At 67.2% G+C, this 15935-nt stretch carries 13 protein-coding genes and 1 tRNA gene; 5 read left to right on the top strand and 9 right to left on the bottom strand.

Annotated features, from left to right (window positions below; genetic code table 11):
* Window positions 1-685: 685 nt before the first annotated feature.
* On the top strand, window positions 686-1762 hold the full coding sequence (locus JOE64_RS03265) for a DUF2510 domain-containing protein (protein ID WP_204962936.1): 1077 nt from the start codon (window positions 686-688) through the stop codon (window positions 1760-1762).
* Here the strand turns inward: JOE64_RS03265 and JOE64_RS03270 are convergent.
* A complete protein-coding gene (locus tag JOE64_RS03270) occupies window positions 1759-2673 on the bottom strand; it encodes a TM2 domain-containing protein (protein ID WP_204962937.1) in 915 nt (304 codons plus the stop codon). The two genes, JOE64_RS03265 and JOE64_RS03270, sit on opposite strands and share 4 nt — an antisense overlap.
* A gap of 849 nt (window positions 2674-3522) precedes the next feature.
* Here JOE64_RS03270 and JOE64_RS03275 point away from each other — a divergent pair.
* Complete coding sequence (locus tag JOE64_RS03275; protein ID WP_204962938.1) at window positions 3523-4401, top strand: hypothetical protein; 879 nt, start codon at window positions 3523-3525, stop codon at window positions 4399-4401.
* Window positions 4388-5935 carry a hypothetical protein gene (locus tag JOE64_RS03280; protein ID WP_204962939.1) on the top strand — a complete coding sequence of 516 codons (1548 nt, stop codon included), beginning with the start codon at window positions 4388-4390 and terminating at the stop codon, window positions 5933-5935. The genes JOE64_RS03275 and JOE64_RS03280 overlap by 14 nt, the downstream gene beginning before the upstream one ends.
* A gap of 251 nt (window positions 5936-6186) precedes the next feature.
* Here the strand turns inward: JOE64_RS03280 and JOE64_RS03285 are convergent, their stop codons facing one another.
* A complete protein-coding gene (locus JOE64_RS03285) occupies window positions 6187-6594 on the bottom strand; it encodes a hypothetical protein (protein WP_204962940.1) in 408 nt (135 codons plus the stop codon).
* Between the two features lie 377 nt (window positions 6595-6971).
* Between JOE64_RS03285 and JOE64_RS03290 the strand changes: the two genes are divergently transcribed.
* Window positions 6972-8030, top strand: coding sequence for a tyrosine-type recombinase/integrase (locus JOE64_RS03290; RefSeq protein WP_504740181.1), 1059 nt, complete (start codon window positions 6972-6974; stop codon window positions 8028-8030).
* A 46-nt stretch (window positions 8031-8076) separates the two neighbouring features.
* On the opposite strand, the gene JOE64_RS03295 is transcribed toward JOE64_RS03290, so the two are convergent.
* The 3 genes from JOE64_RS03295 to JOE64_RS03305 form a co-directional block, all read right to left on the bottom strand.
* A tRNA-Met gene (locus JOE64_RS03295) sits at window positions 8077-8152 on the bottom strand.
* Window positions 8153-8413: 261 nt separating this feature from the next.
* Window positions 8414-8812: a YccF domain-containing protein gene (locus JOE64_RS03300; RefSeq protein ID WP_204962942.1), complete on the bottom strand. Its 399-nt coding sequence runs from the start codon at window positions 8810-8812 to the stop codon at window positions 8414-8416.
* A gap of 85 nt (window positions 8813-8897) precedes the next feature.
* The gene (locus tag JOE64_RS03305) at window positions 8898-10097 is read right to left on the bottom strand and encodes a pyridoxal phosphate-dependent aminotransferase (protein WP_204962943.1); all 1200 of its coding nucleotides are present in this window, start codon (window positions 10095-10097) and stop codon (window positions 8898-8900) included.
* Window positions 10098-10166: 69 nt separating this feature from the next.
* On the opposite strand from JOE64_RS03305, the gene JOE64_RS03310 reads away from it, so the two are divergent.
* A complete protein-coding gene (locus JOE64_RS03310; RefSeq protein ID WP_204962944.1) occupies window positions 10167-11462 on the top strand; it encodes a chloride channel protein in 1296 nt (431 codons plus the stop codon).
* A 52-nt stretch (window positions 11463-11514) separates the two neighbouring features.
* Here JOE64_RS03310 and JOE64_RS03315 read toward each other — a convergent pair whose 3' ends face one another.
* From JOE64_RS03315 to aceB, 4 genes are all read right to left on the bottom strand, one after another.
* Complete coding sequence (locus JOE64_RS03315; protein WP_204962945.1) at window positions 11515-12642, bottom strand: hypothetical protein; 1128 nt, start codon at window positions 12640-12642, stop codon at window positions 11515-11517.
* 78 nt (window positions 12643-12720) lie between these two features.
* The gene (locus JOE64_RS03320) at window positions 12721-13296 is read right to left on the bottom strand and encodes a TetR/AcrR family transcriptional regulator (RefSeq protein ID WP_204962946.1); all 576 of its coding nucleotides are present in this window, start codon (window positions 13294-13296) and stop codon (window positions 12721-12723) included.
* The gene (locus JOE64_RS03325) at window positions 13289-14137 is read right to left on the bottom strand and encodes an alpha/beta fold hydrolase (protein WP_239531690.1); all 849 of its coding nucleotides are present in this window, start codon (window positions 14135-14137) and stop codon (window positions 13289-13291) included. The genes JOE64_RS03320 and JOE64_RS03325 overlap by 8 nt, the downstream gene beginning before the upstream one ends.
* A gap of 91 nt (window positions 14138-14228) precedes the next feature.
* Window positions 14229-15902: a malate synthase A gene (aceB, locus tag JOE64_RS03330; protein WP_239531691.1), complete on the bottom strand. Its 1674-nt coding sequence runs from the start codon at window positions 15900-15902 to the stop codon at window positions 14229-14231.
* Window positions 15903-15935: the final 33 nt, after the last annotated feature.

Here is a 15935-nt window from a genome sequence, read left to right on the forward strand (position 1 = left end):
GGCTCTTGCGCGCTTCCGGTAAGCCGCCTCGCACGGAGGTGCATGCCATGTCTGACGCCATGGCTAGGTTCGGCGTGTGACTGTCGAGTTCACTTCTTCGCCCACCGTCGCGTGCGGCCCGATCGTGGGAACGGTGCGCTGATGCTCCCGGGGGCGTCGGACGGATGGGTACCGCTTCCGGAGGGTTGGGTCATTCATGACCGTAGGGTGATCACGCGTCGCGCACTAGAAGACGTTTTCGCCTGGTTCCCGATTCCGGATCCGCGTGGATATGCCGGGATCGGACTGGCTCTGCTGGACAAGACCGACGTTGCGCGCGAGTTCTGGATGTGGACAGACGCCTCCGAGGAGAGGGTGGCGCGCATCGTCCGACTCGGCTACCGACGATATGTTGTAGAGCTGCATGGCACGAATGGGTGCGCCGTGCTCGAGTATCCTGACCGCCCCACCGAGGAGCATCGCGTAGCAAGCGAGGAGCAGGACGTTCTCGGTCACCCCATGGTGTCGCCAGCGAGAACTTTCTCGTCGTCGGTTATGGCGGAGAGTTGCGCGCGCATGTGGCTCGACCACGGACGCGTGCACGACGGATTCGAGCTTGGTCGGTGGGAGACTGGCGGAACGTAGCCGGACTTTCGGTGCGAAGGGGCCGACTAACCTCATCACAAAGGGACAAGGTGGCGGACGTATGGCAAAGCGCGACGACCATGCGGATTTCATCGAGGTCATCGCGAAGGTGCCACGTGTCGGTAGGGACGGGGCTCCGATCACGCCAGACGACCTCGCTACCGGTGGAGCGCGGCGCGACGATGGAAGCCTCTCAGCGTTGGCGTATGACATGCGTATGCGCGACGACGATGAAATCGACGAAGTCGTTGCTCCGTCATACGTAAGCACGGGGAACGAGCGACTCCAGGCTGAGTCCGAGACGGTTAGCCTGGGCGGCGCGCTCGCAGGGCTGGCTCTGATCGGACTGACGATCGGTGCACTGTCGGTAGCGGGCTCAGTCCAGGAGAAGAGGCGTCGCCGGCGCGACCACCGCCGGCTACCGTCGCGAGTCGAGCCCATCGCGGCCCCGCCAGGCTGGTATGAGCTAGACGATGGGCGCCTGCGGTGGTGGGACGGCTCTGACTGGACCGAGCACTTCCAGCCCGCCCCAAGAAGCGAGGACGCACCTGCAGGCTGGTATGACGATGGCTCCGGTCGTCAACGATGGTGGGACGGCATCGCATGGACTCAGCACTTCCAGCCAGCACGTGCGCTCACCTCGGGTGCTCCGCAGGCCGGCGGCCAGAGCTTTGTAGAGTCGACTTCGCAGGCGATGGACGTGAGCAACGACGTACCGCGGATCGCGATGAGCAGCGCCGAATGGCAGGAGCGAATGCGCGCCATGCTGCTCGCTCGAGCGATCAGTGAACAGCAGTGGCGGCTTCTATCGAGGGCACGCATCGAGGATGCCGGAGATGAGCTGCTTGGGTGGCAGCAGCACCTGGCATCCCTCACGCCTCAGCAGTTCTCGGATCAGTTGAACAATGCACTCGAAGCGGATCCTGGCTTCGCCCAAGCGGCGCTGGAAACCGCGCGGGCCGGGTGGTACGACGATGGTTCCGGACAGGAACGGTGGTGGACCGGTTCGGAATGGACCGACGAGTACCGGGCGGAGCGGCTCGCCGTCCGCAGCACGACGAACCCTTCGGCCGCTCCCGGGATGTACGACGATGGTTCCGGAAGGGCCCGCTGGTGGAACGGGCAGAGCTGGGTCTAAAGCATCGGCGGTGAATCGCCGTCACGGGCTGCGCGATCGAAATCGCGCTGCCAGTCATCCATTGCCTTGCGAGGACCGATCAGACCGTCAATCGCAACGGTGAAGACGATTCCCTTCCGAGCGTTTACTTGGCGCACGTTGGCGAGGAGCTGAGCATCGACGGCGGCAACCGCGGCGCGCACGTCGCTGATGCGTTGCTCGGGATCGTCCCACAAACGCGGGCTCGCCAGGACGTCCAAGAGGTAGTCGTCGTCGAGTGCCGCGGTGAGCTTTCCGAGCTTGTCCTCGTACTCGCGGCGGGCTCGGTCTCGTTGCGACTTCTCGGACCTCGCCGCCAGACGAGTAAACAACTCTGACGTGTTCGATGTTAGCGAGTCGAGCTGTTGAATCACAGAACCAGCAACGTCATCACCGCCCGCCGAGCGGGTGACGTATTTTGCGCGGAGCACGGCGATTCGTTCGAGATACGACCAGATGCTCGGTGGCACCGAGTTGGGCCGTCGTGCCGAGCTGGACGGTACCCGCCGAGCTCGACGACGGACGAGCACGACTACTCCACCGATCGCGGCCGCGGCGGCGGCTGTCGAGAGGAGAATCCAACCAAACGGCGTAGGGCCGGATTCACCGACCGATGCCGTCGCAGCGAGGGCGACGAGGCCGCCGACGAGCGAAACCCCGAACAATGCTCCCAGGGCAATCCACACGGTCTTCTTGTGCCGTTCGTACCCACGCAGACGTAGGCCCCAGGCGTCACGCTGGCCACCGAACAAAGTGATCAGTAGATCAATGAGCCACCAGTATCCGAACCCGCCGAGCGTGAACAGCTTCACCAGCGCTGACCGGGTCTTGCCCAGATAGAAGCGATCGGCGCCGAACATGCCGAATAGATAGGACAAGACGACTGTCGCCACGTAGCTCTTGTCGCCCTCGGGTGCGGATTGGCCTCCCGCGCGCCGAGCAATAGTCGGCGGCGCACCGTCCCATGAGGTTGGGGGAGGCGGCGAAACGCGCCTATGAGTTGGTGGGGGAGGGGGTTGCCGCGGATGTCGGGGCGGTGGTTGAGCGCTTCGCGGCGCCTGGAACGAAGGAGGCGGCGGTGGCTGCGATCCGCGAGGTGGCGGAGGCGTGGACGTCATAGCGACGGACCTCCTTGACGACGTGTAGCCCCATTGTGTCACTCACGCCAAGCGGCGCTGGAACGGCTCGATCTCGAATCGAGAACTGTCGCGGGGATAGAGGACTGGGGTGGAAGGCTGCTGCGGGCTTCGGGGCGGGAGTGTCTCGACGTGACCGATGGACGCGCCGGCGCCGTCGAAGTCTGCGTTGTGCGCAACCTGGTCGTGCACGGGCAGGTAGTGGTCGATCAGAAGAACTCACGAGACTTGAGAGCGCCGGTAGTGGAGCGTTCCGATTGGGGGACGCAATCGACCTAACCTACGAGCGCGTCGTGACCTACCGCGCGCGCCTTCGCAGCCTGCTGACCGCGGGTGGGATGTACGCGCAGGAATAAGAACATGTACGGGGTCGGTCGCTCACGCTGATTCAGGTCACGACGCTCAGCGGGACCGGCCCACGGGCTCGCCGAACGATCGAGGAGCGGCATGTCGATTCGCTCGGGATCCCTAATCGGACAATGCCCGTTGGTGGAGCAGTGCGGGCGGGCGCCATGAATCTGACGGAGCCAATACCTGCGCTGCACAACCGCACCGGTTCGATGTCATACACCGCGGATACCCTAATGTCTGTCTAGGCACCTGGGGATGGAGTGCGTGTTGTTCAACTCGAAGCTGCGGAAGCGTGCCGTTGAGGGCTTCAACGAAGCGGTCGAGCGGTATGTCGCGTCGACTGGCAAGTTCGAGACTGCTGTAGGTGCGCTGTACAGCCTCCGCGTGGGGGCTGCGCAGCAGGTCCGGGCCATCTCCGACCACATCAACATGCTCACCAATGTGCCTCGCGAGTTCAAGGTCTCGTTGGAACGGACTACCGCGGAGATCCGCTCCTTCGAGGGCAAACAGAGTGAGATCAAGAGAGCCGCGGCGCAGGCGAAGCGAAACGCCAAGGGCTCTGCGGCGGGCGCGTCGCTCGGCGCGCTCGGCGTGGCGGTAGCGACCATGGGTCCGACGGTTGCGATGGGTGTAGCCACGACCTTTGGGGTTGCGTCAACCGGCACGGCCATTGCGAGCCTGTCCGGCGCAGCCGCGACGAGCGCGGCGCTCGCTTGGCTCGGTGGGGGCACGCTCGTCGCGGGCGGCGGAGGAATGGCGGCGGGCACCGCGCTGCTCGCCTTGGCTGGGCCGGTCGGCTGGACTATCGCGGCCGGGGCGGCACTGGTCTCAATCGGCGTCGGCGCCGCCGCCGCCGTGGAGAACAAGAAGGCGGCAGACGACGTGAACAAGGAGCGACTGGACGTCGAGGCCGCAATCCGGCGCTTCGACCAAACGACCGCCGAAGTCGACGCGTTGCTAGACCTGACCGTGACCCAGATGGAGCAAGTCGCCGGGCTAAGCAGCCAAGTTCCCACTGCGGACTATCAGTCCTTCTCCGACGACGAGAAACGGCTGGCGGCGGCCCTCGTCAACACGAACCTCGCCCTCGCACGCTTGATCAACAAGGAGATCGCAGTCGATGCCGAGGCATAGCGCTACCGACAACGCAGTCACGCAGGGCATCGCAGCGCAGGTCAACTACCTCGAATCAACGCGAATCGCGGAATTCGTATCGACCTTGGAACAGATTCTCGTCAGCGAAACCGACGAGCTCGCCACGGTGGCGTCACGGGAGGCCCGGGCAGTACTCCACCTTGACCTGGCACGAATCAACGCGCAGGGAATCATTAACGCTAACCGCGGTGGCTCGACAGGAGTACACGGCTTCATCGCCGAGTACGCGGAAGCAGGAGTCACAAATGCTGAGCGCGCGATCAACGGCATCCGACCTTTGACCCGCGTACTCGCCAACAATGGCCCAGCCGACCTCAGCTCGTGGGGGGTTCCAGTGCAGATGAAGTTCTACGCCAACCCGTATAACGAGCTTCTTCAGTCGGTCCACTACCGCGACATGAAGATGATGTTCCCCCAGAACCATTTCGAGGTCTTCGACCGAATCATGCGAGGTGAGACGTACCTCGAAGTTGATGGATCAGTCCTGTCCGCTAGGAAGGTCAACGCAATCCGCGAGTTCATCGAGCAGGAGAGCACTGCGCGCGGAGAGTCGTACACCAACTGGATGAGGCCCTCCAAGTTGGAGTACGCCGAGGTCCAACGAGGTGCGATCGGCGACACCTTGGACGAGAAAACCGCCGCCATGCGTCAACGAGCGGAAGAGCAGCGACAGCGTGTCAGGGACGATTCTGATACAACGCGGGCCAGCGCAGCTCAACAGGCCTCGCCGTCCTGGGGCGAGGCGGCGAAAGTTGCTGGCACGGCGGCCGCAGTCCAGGGCGCGCTGTCGTTTGGGATGTACCTCTACCGCCGGCACCGCGAGGGCACCCACATCTGGGAGTTCGGCAAGGACGATTGGCGCGAGGGAGGCATTGAGACCGCTCGGGGTGGACTCAAAGGTGGCGTCTCGGGTCTTGCGATCTACGGACTCACACAGGTCTGTCGGATGGGTGCGCCCGCCGCCGCCGCCGTTGCCTCGGGAACGATCGGGCTCGCAACCGCTGCGGCAAACCGGAGGGCCGGGAAGCTCGATGACGATGAGTTCGCCGACCTCGTGTTCTTCAACGCGATCGAGGCGGCGGGCGCTGCGGTAGGAGCATCGCTCGGCCAAGTTCTCATCCCGATCCCGATCCTTGGAGCGGTCGTGGGCTCCATCGCGGCGAGCATGATCCTCGGCCAAGGCAAGAAATTCCTGAGCAGGGTCGAGAACGACGCAATCAGCGCGCGCGAAGCTGAAATCCATGCGTACGTAGACGGGCTCGATGCGGAACTCCAGGCCGAGTACGAACGCATCCTCGTGGAGCACGACTACTACCGCGACCTCCAGAATCGCGCCTTCGACATCACCGCGAATATCGAACTCCAGCTCCTCGGTTCAATCGAACTCGCTCGATCTCTTGGCGTGGCAGAGGAGCAGATTCTCCACACCCTTGCTGAAGCAGATGCCTACTTCCTCGGCGCTGCCCCCTCACAGGTGGAGTCGTCGAGCCCAGAGGGGAGTCTTCCGGAGTAGCCGAGTCGTTGGCACGGCGCAATGCAACAGCGCCATCGTGACCGAGCATGCTGCGTCCGGGCTCCCGGAACATAGCGGGCCCTGGGTCACCAGTTGAACGGCACAAATGTCGCGACGCTCCTCGGAGGCTGATGGGACTTCACGCCGCCTCGACAGCCGATCTTCATTCGGGCATATGCGTTGAGGGCCTATTCGCCTGCGATCTCGATCGCCAGTCGCCGGGGCCTTGGAAGCTAGTTTCCGCTCGAAAGCTAAGCGACGGGATTCTGTATCCCCTGCCGGGTGTGCACCTCAGCCACGACGGCATCAGCGAGCGCTTGCGGGATGGGAGACTGCGTGTTCTCCGAGGTGATCCAGTACTTGCCGGTGAGGCGCCCATAGTCACAGAAGTCGACCTCCGCCTTCCAGCTCGTCAGTCCGGTGTTCGACTTGACGTGGATGGTGACAATGAGCCCGTCGGCGTGGCTCGCGTACACGCGGGGGAGCCTCTGCGTCGTCTTGTTGATGAAGTCCTGAAAGGCCTCTCGCGAGAAGCGCGGATCCCACTCCACGGGCGTCGCGCGCCGCTGCGCCGTCTCCTTCGCTGACTTGACCGCGGCACCGATACCGAACGCAGCCAGCGCGACAGCGCCAACCCCCATCAGCACCTGCGGAATCATCCAGTCCCCATCCTGAGCCGTGAACCGACAGCCTATCCGCACCGTGCATGGCGGAGGACATGACGACAACACATATCCTCCGGCCTGGACATCGCTTCTCGCGTCGTCGAGCCTCTCGCGAGCGTCCGGGCACAGCGCGCAACCGGCATCTAGGCCTGCCACGAGCGCCGGCTCATGTCCGCGACTCTAGACACCGAATGGTGTATATGTTGAATTGCAGAGATGATCTGCAAATAGCGCTCTGAGGTGCGGGCATGGGAAGCATTGAACAGTATGAGACAGCCAGTGGACGGCGGTATCGCGTCCGGTATCGACGACCTGACCATCGGCAAGGGGCGAAGCGCGGGTTCAGGACCAAACGCGAGGCCGAGCGATACTTGATCTCGGTCGAGTCCCAGATGCAGACCGGGGATTTCATCGACCCCGCGGGGTCGCGCGTGACGGTCGGTGAACTCGCTCCCGACTGGCTCGATGTGAAGCGAATGAAGCTCAAGCCGTCCAGTTACAAGCTGCTGGACGACGCCTGGCGCGTCTACGTTGAGCCTCGGTGGGGCTCAGTCCCGCTCGGGGCAGTTACACACAGCGACGTGCAGAAGTGGATCACTCAGGTGAGTGCGGGGACGGCACGCACGGTCCGTCGCTATCACGCCAGGACGGCCGAGGTGGCGAGACGACCGAAGAGCGCAACGGTGGTGATTCGCGTCTACGGCGTTCTCGCCGCTGTGCTCGACGTGGCGGTTCGGGATCGTCGCATCGCGCGCAACCCAGCCCGAGGCGTCGACCTCCCGCGCAAGAGCAAGAAGCGCCATGTGTACCTCAGCCACGACGAAGTCGACCGGCTTGCTCGCGCCGCCGGCCCAGCGCACGCGACCATCGTGTACGCGGCGGCATACACGGGCCTTCGGTGGGGTGAGCTTTCGGCGCTCCGTGTGCGTGATCTCGATCTCGACCGCCGCCGACTCGCGGTCAACGAGAACGCTGTGCGGGTCGGGTCCGAGCTGCATGTCGGCTCTCCAAAGACCCACGAGCTGCGCTCCGTCGGCTATCCCAACTTCCTCGCAGAGGCGCTTGGCGAGCTTGCTGCGGGCAAGGAGCCGCGCGCCCTGCTGTTCGGCGAAGGCGACGAATACATGCAGCGGCCGCGTTCTTCCGGCACGTCGCGTTCGTGGTTCATGCGTGCGCTCGCCAATGCCGGCTTGCCCCGGATGACGGTGCACGATCTGAGACACACCGCGGCGTCGCTCGCGATCGCGTCCGGAGCGAACGTTAAGGCGGTCCAGCGGATGCTCGGCCACGCTTCCGCAGCCATGACGCTGGACGTGTACGCAGACCTGTTTGATGACGATGTCGATGCCGTTTCGGCCGCGCTCGACCAGGCTCGTACGACCTCGATTGTGTCCAAACCGCGTCCATTAGCGCATTCCGGCGCCGACTGAGCGGCCACGATCCCTTGCTATGACTGAGATCGCGGGCTCTTTAGAGTGGACGCGACGGCGGGAGTCGAACCCGCAACGCGACCGGGTATGAGCCGGTGCCCGGGACCACCCGGATCGCCGCGATGTCCGGACCTTGAGAGGCATCCGGAACGCTGTCACGGTATCGCGCCGGCGCCGGGCCGCGGTGGCGTATGTCGCCCGGTGACGCCCCGCGTCGTCCCGTGGCGACCCGTGTCATCGTGTGTCATGCGTCGCCGTCGTGTCACCTGTCGCCGGGGCCCTGATCCCCGCGAGACCTCGCTTATGTACCGGAAAACGCCCTAAAAGCGTACATAAGGGAGGTTTCGCGGGGGATGTCGGGGAGCGTGCCGCGCGATGAGGCGTCAGAGTGTGCGGTCGAAGGCGCCCTGGCGGGTCGAGACGATGTCTTTGCCCAGCGGCATGAGTGAGATCGGGATCATCTTGAAGTCCGCGATCGCCATCGGGATGCCGATGATCGTCAGGCACAGGGCGATGCCGCTCGTCAGGTGCCCGAGAGCGAGCCACCACCCCGCGAAGATCACCCAGATCACGTTGCCGAGGAACGATCCGACGCCGGCGGTCGGCTTCGTGACGATCGTGCGCCCGAAGGGCCAGATGACATACCCCGCCGTGCGGAACGAGGCGATCGCCCACGGGATCGTGATGATCGGGATGCACAGCAGCACGCCCGCCAGGACGTAGCCGACGAACAACCAGAAGCCGGCGAAGACGATCCAGATGATGTTCAGCAGCGTGCGCATGGCATCCATTCTCGCGTCATCGCCGGCCGCGGCGACAGCCGACCGCGACGATAGGCGTCCGAGGCGATCCCCGACGCGTCTCGGCTCAGGCGAACAGGCGCTGCATGCGCTGCACGCCCTCGAGCAGCTGGTCATCGCCCAGCGCGTACGACAGGCGCAGGTAGCCCGAGGGCCCGAACGCCTCGCCCGGCACGACGGCGACCTCGGCCTGCTCGAGGATCAGATCGGCGAGCTCGAGCGTGGTGTCCACGCGCACGCCGTTCCACTCACGTCCGAGCAGCCCTGTGACGTCCGGGTACACGTAGAACGCACCGAGCGGGTTGGGCACGGTGACCCCGGGGATCTTCGCGAGCTCGGTCACGATCAGGCGGCGTCGACGGTCGAACGCCTGCCGCATCTGCTCGGCCTCATCCTGGGGGCCGGTGAGAGCGGCGAGGGCCGCGCGCTGTGCGATGTTGTTGACGTTGGAGCTGAGGTGCGACTGCAGGTTGGCGGCGACCTTGATGGCATCCGCCGGTCCGACCATCCAGCCCACGCGCCAGCCCGTCATCGCGTAGGTCTTCGCGACGCCGTTGACGAGGATGGTCTGCGCGGCGAGGGCGGGCACCGCCTCGACGATCGACACGGCACGGACACCTTCGTAGACGAGGTTCTGGTAGATCTCGTCGCTGATCACCCAGATCCCGTGCTCGAGCGCCCACTCGCCGATGGCCGTCGTCTCTTCGGGGGTGTAGACCGAGCCGGTCGGGTTCGAGGGCGAGACGAACACGAGCACGGTCGTCTTGTCGGTGCGGGCGGCCTCGAGCTGCTCGACGGTGACCTTGTAGTCCTGGTCGGCGCCGGCGAAGACCTCGACCGGAACGCCGTCCGCGAGGGCGATGGCCTCGGGGTAGGTCGTCCAGTACGGCGCCGGCAGCAGCACCTCATCGCCCGGGTTCACGACGGCCTGGAACGCCTGGTAGACCGCCTGCTTGCCGCCGTTGGTCACGAGAACCTGACTCGGCGCCACCTCGAGCCCCGAGTCGCGCAGGGTCTTCGCGGCGATCGCCTCGCGCAGCACAGGCAGGCCCGCGGCGGGGGTGTAGCGGAAGTTGGCGGGATCGTGCAGGGCCTCGGCCGCGGCATCCACGATGAACTGCGGCGTCGCGAAGTCGGGCTCGCCGGCAGCGTACGAAATGATCGGACGCCCCTCCGCCTTCAGCGCCTTCGCCTTCGCATCCACCTTGAGGGTGGCGGACTCGGCGATGGCGGACAGTTTGCGGGAGAGAGGAGCGCGTTCGGTCACACGCAAAAGCGTAGTGGTCGCGGGCGTCGGCGTGCGGGTGGGCGCTCGCGGGTGCGCTAACGTGACGACGTGACAGCAGACCCCCGTGCCCGCCGGACGCGTCGCCTGGCCGGTCTCTGGGGGCTCGTCCGGCTCGGGCTGGCGACACTCGTCGCCGGGGTCGCCACCGGTCTCGCGGTGATGCTGCTGGTCTGGATCGTGCACTCCATCGAGCACCTCGTCTGGGGTGCCGGCGAAGGCCCCTTCCTCGACGGGCTCGCCTCGCCCTCCCCGTGGTGGCTGCCGATGGTCACCGTGTCGGCCGCCGGTGTGATCGCCGCGGTCGGCTGGTACCTCGTCCGCCGCTTCGGCCGGCGCATCGCGAGCGTCGAAGAGGGCGTCGCCGGGCAGCGGATGCCGGCGATCGAGACCCTCGTCGACACGGTGCTGCAGGTCACGTCGGTCGGTCTCGGAGCGTCGATCGGAAAAGAGGTCGCGCCGCGTGAGCTGTCGGCGATGGCCGGCTCGAAGCTCGTGCGCTGGTTCCGTCTGGATGCGCGGTGGTCGACGATCCTGATCGCCTCGGCGGCCGGATCGGGACTCGCCGCCGTCTACAACGTTCCGCTGGCCGGGGCGCTGTTCGCGATCGAGATCCTGCTCGCACGCTTCAGCGCCGGTGCCGCCGTCGTCGCCCTGTCCGTCAGCGCCGTGGCGACCTACGTCGCCCGTCCGCTCGTCGGCGATCACTCGCTGTACCAGGTGGCCCCCGTCGAGGTCAGCCCGTCGCTGTTGGCGGCGGCGATCGTGATCGGTCCCCTCATGGGGTGGGGGGCGACGAGCTTCTCTGCCGTGACGGCACGGCTGTCGAAGCGGCGTCCGACCGGATGGAAGCTCCTGGTGTTCCTTCCGCTGACCTTCGCGGCCGTGGGCGTGCTCGGTGCGTTCTTCCCGCTCATCCTGGGCAACGGCCGCGCGCTCGCCACGGCCGGGTTCGATCTCGCCCAACCCGCCTACCTTCTGCTCGTGCTCGCGGTGATGAAGTACGTCGCGACCTCGGTCTCGCTCGGTTCGGGTGCGATCGGCGGCACGCTGCAGCCCTCGGTGGCGATCGGTGCCGCCCTCGGCGCCGCCGCGGCCGCCGGCTGGGCGCTGATCTGGCCCGGGGCCGACGCGACAGCGCTCGCGATCGTCGCGGCCGGTGCCTTCCTCGCCTCGAACATGCGCGCGCCCTTCACCGCGATCGCGCTGATCATCGAGTTCACCGGCACCGGGTTCACGCTGCTGCTGCCGATCTTCCTCGCCGTCGCCGGGTCGCTCGCCGCCTCTCGCCTCACCCTCGGCGGCGGGCTCGGGCGGTTCGCGCCGATCGATCCCGGCCGCGAGTGAGGCATCCGACGGGCGCCGTCGCATCCGCTCGGCGGTGGGGATGCCTGCGCGCTCAGCCCTGCTCGGCGTCGACGGGGGCGTAGCGGGCCAGAGCGCCCATGACCTCGTTCGCGTAGGGCGCGGACGCCGCTGCGAGTCCGCGGGAGTTCAGGATCGGAAGCGGTACGTCGATCGGATGCGGCGTCGCCGTCACGAAGACGTGCGCCGTTCGGTACGACGCCTGGCTTCGACCGGAGGCGACCATCAGTCGCCCCGCCTGGACGCGCTCGATGCGGTCCCACCCGAGGGTCAATCGCGGTCCGTACCGGGTGCTGCCCCGCCAGAGGGCGATGCCGTCGGAGCCGGCAGAGACCACGAGGCGCCCCCCGAAGCTCACGGCGTCGGACGGCAGGGCCGCAGCCCTCAGCGCCCGGGTGAGTTCGGGGGTGCGCGGGGAGAGGAAGACGACGTCAGCCGGGCGCAGGGCCGCGACGCGGCGCACGCGGGATCGAGACTGCCGGGCGACGGCGACGAGGGTGCCGGTGATGATGAGCGCGACTCCCGCGAGCGTCACCGTGACGGTGAGCAGGAACATGTCGCGGTCGTGCCCGCCCCGCACGGTGAACGCCACCGGCAGCAGCAGCGCGAGCAGGATGCCGAGGAAGATCGCCACGGCGATCGTGTAGGTGACGGCGGCCGAGCGTCGGGCGTCCGCCGGCACGGGAAAGTACTCGGTGCCCGAGGCGCTCGCCGAGAGATTCGCCGACGCAGTCCTCGCGGGGCCGGGTGTCGCTGACGTCGCGGCGGACCCTGCGACCGGGGTGTACACGGCCGAGAAGGCCCGCCGCACGACGATCCCGGTCGTCGGGTCGACCTGGTCGAACGAGGTCCGCCCCGTCGTGCGGGTCGTGTAACCGGCCGCGCCCTCGGCTCTGTCGCGTCGCGCGGCCACACCGGTGAGTGCGGCGGCGACCGCCAGGGGAACGAAGCCGACCGCGACGAGAAGTGCGATGTCGCCCGTGGTGAGCGGGGCGCGCCCGCGCGCGCCCAGATAGACGCCCGCGCCGAGGCCGACGATCAACCAGAGGAGCGTCAGGACGAGGGTCACCCGGCGCGTGATCTGCGACAGCCGGTACGCCGAGATCCCGCTCACCAGCGCATAGCGTTCGGGTGCGGCGGAGGGCACCGGGGGAAGGCTCATGGCAGGACGCTACGATCGGTTGCTTTCTGTCCGCTGGGCGGCGCGTATGAGCCCATCGGGTCGGTTCCGAGGTGCGTGTCACACAGACCAGGTCGACAGCATCCGGTCGAAGCCGGCGACCATCCGATCGAAGCTCTCGTCGATGCTGACCGGGATCGCGAAGCCGCCGTTGTTCTCGAGAATGCAGAATCCGTGCAGCGCCGCGCGCAGTGCGCGCGTCGCATCGATCACCTGGTCGTCGGCGATGTCGTAGCCGTGCAGCGTCGCCGACACCACATCCTGCACCTCTGCGGCCGCCCCCGCGTGCGCGTCGTCGCGGCGCTCGCCGGGTCGGGGTGCGCGCTGCGTCGCCGAGTAGCGTCCCGGATGCCGGAGGGCATAAGCCCGATATGCCCCGCAGAGTCGGGCGAGCGCCTCGGTGCGGGACACCCCGACCGCCGCGCGTCGCAACTCGTGCGCGAGCTCGCGGGTCGCCGCCGTTGCGACGGCATCGCGCAGCACCTCGATCGACGCGATGTGTTTGTACAGACTGGGAACCCGGACCCCGGCGCGCGCGGCGACCTCGGCGAGAGTGAGAGCGTCACTGCCGACCTCGTCCACGGCGTCGAGCGCGAGCGCGATCACGGCATCCTGCGTGAGCCCGGCCCTAGGCATCCGTGACCTCCCGGCAGAAGGCCACGAGCGCGGGGGAGGCCTGCTCGGGTTCCTCTGTCTGGGGGTAGTGTCCGGCGCCCTCCACGAGCACGACCTCGGCGTGCAGACGCTCGCCGATCCACGCGGCCTCGGCGGAGGGGTCGGTGAAGTCGGGGTCGGCGGTGCCCATCACGACCAGCGTCGGCGCGGTGACATCGGGAATGCGCGTCTCCGCCGGGGTGTGGTCGGTGCGGGTCGTCCGCGCGAAAGCGGCGGTCGCCCCCGGGCGCGACATCGCGGTGCGGATGGCATCGCGGTGTTCGACGAAATCGGCCGGTCTGCGACCGGGGTAGAGCTGCGGCAGGTAGGCGAGCCAGGCCGCGCGCGCCCACGGCCGCAGCATCATCACGCGGAAGAATGCGACGGCGACGGGGTTCGTCGGCGCGTTTCTGACGAAGGGGCCGACGAGGCCCAACCCTCGGATCGCCTCGGGCTCCTCGGCGGCGGCCCACACCGCCGCGCCGGCCGCCATGGAGTTGCCGACGACGACGGCGGGGCTGCCGAGGTGCGCGATCAGGGCGAGGATGTCGGTGCCGGCGGCGACGTCGTCGTACGACGAGAACGTGGCGTCGGACTCGCCGTGGCCGCGCAGGTCCATCACCGCGACGCGGAACCCGGCGGCCTGCAGCGCGGGCGATGTGTAGCGGAAGCTCGCCGCGATCTCGCCCATGCCGGGCACGCAGACGACGAGAGGACCCTCTCCGACGAGCCGGTAGGCGATCCGGCCCTCGGGGCGCTGCAGGTGGTGAACCTCGAGGCGCGCGAACGCGGCGGAGGCGGATTCGACGGGGAGCATTGGCATAGCCATAAAGCTAATGTCATTAGCTAAAGACGTCAAGAGGGACGAATGAGGGGGTGGATGCCGCGGCATCCACCCCCTCGTGTCACCGGACTCAGTCGGTCAGGTAGTCGGCGTACGCGCCCAGCGTCAGGAACGTGGGGAAGTCGTCGCCGAGCGCCACCTCGCGGAAGATCGTCGCGGCGTCGTCGAACCGGTCGCCCTCGCGACGCTCGACCTCGCCGAGCACTCGCCCGATCAGTCCCTCGATGTAGTCGCGCGTGATCCTCGTGCCGTCCTCGGTGGAGCGGTCCTGGTGGATCCACTGCCAGACCTGACTGCGGCTGATCTCGGCGGTCGCGGCATCCTCCATCAGATTGTCGATCGCGACGGCGCCGAGCCCCCGCAGCCACGCCTCGATGTAGCGGATCGCCACCGACACGTTCGCGTACACCCCCGATGCCGAGATCGGCAGGCCGATGTGCACGTCGATCAGCTGGGATGCCTTCACATGCACCTCGGGGCGCTGCCGGTCGACCTGGTTGGGGCGCTCGCCGAGCACGGCGTCGAACTCGGCGCGGGCCACCGGGATCAGATCGGGGTGGGCGACCCAGGTTCCGTCGAAGCCGTCGCCGGCCTCGCGCTTCTTGTCGGCCGACACCTTCTCGAACGCCTGCGCGGTCACCTCGGGGTCGCGACGGTTGGGGATGAAGGCGCTCATGCCGCCGATCGCGAACGCCCCGCGCTTGTGGCACGTCTGGACGAGCAGTTCGGTGTAGGCCCGCATGAACGGCACGGTCATCGTCACCTGGCTGCGGTCGGGCAGCACGAACCGCGCCCCGCGACCGCGGTAGTTCTTGATCATCGAGAAGATGTAGTCCCAGCGACCGGCGTTCAGTCCCGCGATGTGGTCGCGCAGCTCGAAGAGGATCTCCTCCATCTCGAACGCGGCCGGCAGCGTCTCGATCAGCACCGTCGCGCGGATGGTGCCGTGCGCGATGCCGAGGCGGTCCTCGCTGAAGGTGAAGACGTCGTCCCAGAGCTTCGCCTCTTCGGCCGACTCGATCTTCGGCAGGTAGAAGTAGGGACCGACACCGTTCTCGATCAGCCGCTGCGCGTTGTGGAAGAAGTACAGGCCGTAGTCCACCAGAGAGCCGGATGCGGCCATGCGGCGCCCCGCCCGGTCGGTGAACTCGATGTGCTTCTCGGTGAGGTGCCAGCCGCGCGGGCGCATCACGATCGTGGGCGTGCGCTCGGCGGTGACGCGGTACTCCTTGCCCGGTGCGGTCTCGGTGGCCGGGCTCGTGTACGACAGCTGGCCGCGGATCGCGTCGAACAGCGACAGCTGGCCCTCGATGACGTTCCGCCAGGTGGGGCTCGTGGCATCCTCCTGGTCGGCCAGCCACACCTTCGCGCCGGAGTTCAGCGCGTTGATCGTCATCTTCGGGTCGGTCGGCCCGGTGATCTCGACGCGACGGTCTTCGAGTCCGGGGCCGGCGCCGGCGACCTGCCACTCCGCGTCCTCGCGGATGTGTGCCGTGTCGGCGCGGAACTGGGGGTCGTGACCGTTGCCGATCTCGAAGCGGCGGCGCATCCGATCGGCGAGACGGTCGTGGCGACGGCCGGCGAAGCGCGCGTGCAACTCGGAGAGGAACGCGAGCGCGTCGGGCGTCAGGATCTCGTCGTAGCGCTCGCGCAGCGGGCCCGTGACGGTGATCGCGGTCGTCGGGATGGGCCCCGTGGTGGGGCGGTCTGTCGTGGGCTCGATGCCCGTGGCGGTGGGAGTCATGGCCCTGTCTTCCTGTGTCGTAGTGATCTGCGA

It is taken from the genome of Microbacterium dextranolyticum (assembly GCF_016907295.1).
Classification (GTDB): Bacteria; Actinomycetota; Actinomycetes; order Actinomycetales; family Microbacteriaceae; genus Microbacterium; species Microbacterium dextranolyticum.

Bases quoted from the DNA above. Each gene is read 5' to 3' on its own strand.
- JOE64_RS03315 (WP_204962945.1), bottom strand. From the start codon at position 12,642: ATGAGCCTTCCCCCGGTGCCCTCCGCCGCACCCGAACGCTATGCGCTG.
- JOE64_RS03265 (WP_204962936.1), top strand. From the start codon at position 686: ATGGCAAAGCGCGACGACCATGCGGATTTCATCGAGGTCATCGCGAAG.
- JOE64_RS03320 (WP_204962946.1), bottom strand. From the start codon at position 13,296: ATGCCTAGGGCCGGGCTCACGCAGGATGCCGTGATCGCGCTCGCGCTC.
- JOE64_RS03285 (WP_204962940.1), bottom strand. From the start codon at position 6,594: ATGATTCCGCAGGTGCTGATGGGGGTTGGCGCTGTCGCGCTGGCTGCG.
- JOE64_RS03275 (WP_204962938.1), top strand. From the start codon at position 3,523: ATGGAGTGCGTGTTGTTCAACTCGAAGCTGCGGAAGCGTGCCGTTGAG.
- JOE64_RS03300 (WP_204962942.1), bottom strand. From the start codon at position 8,812: ATGCGCACGCTGCTGAACATCATCTGGATCGTCTTCGCCGGCTTCTGG.
- JOE64_RS03280 (WP_204962939.1), top strand. From the start codon at position 4,388: ATGCCGAGGCATAGCGCTACCGACAACGCAGTCACGCAGGGCATCGCA.
- JOE64_RS03325 (WP_239531690.1), bottom strand. From the start codon at position 14,137: ATGCCAATGCTCCCCGTCGAATCCGCCTCCGCCGCGTTCGCGCGCCTC.
- aceB (WP_239531691.1), bottom strand. From the start codon at position 15,902: ATGACTCCCACCGCCACGGGCATCGAGCCCACGACAGACCGCCCCACC.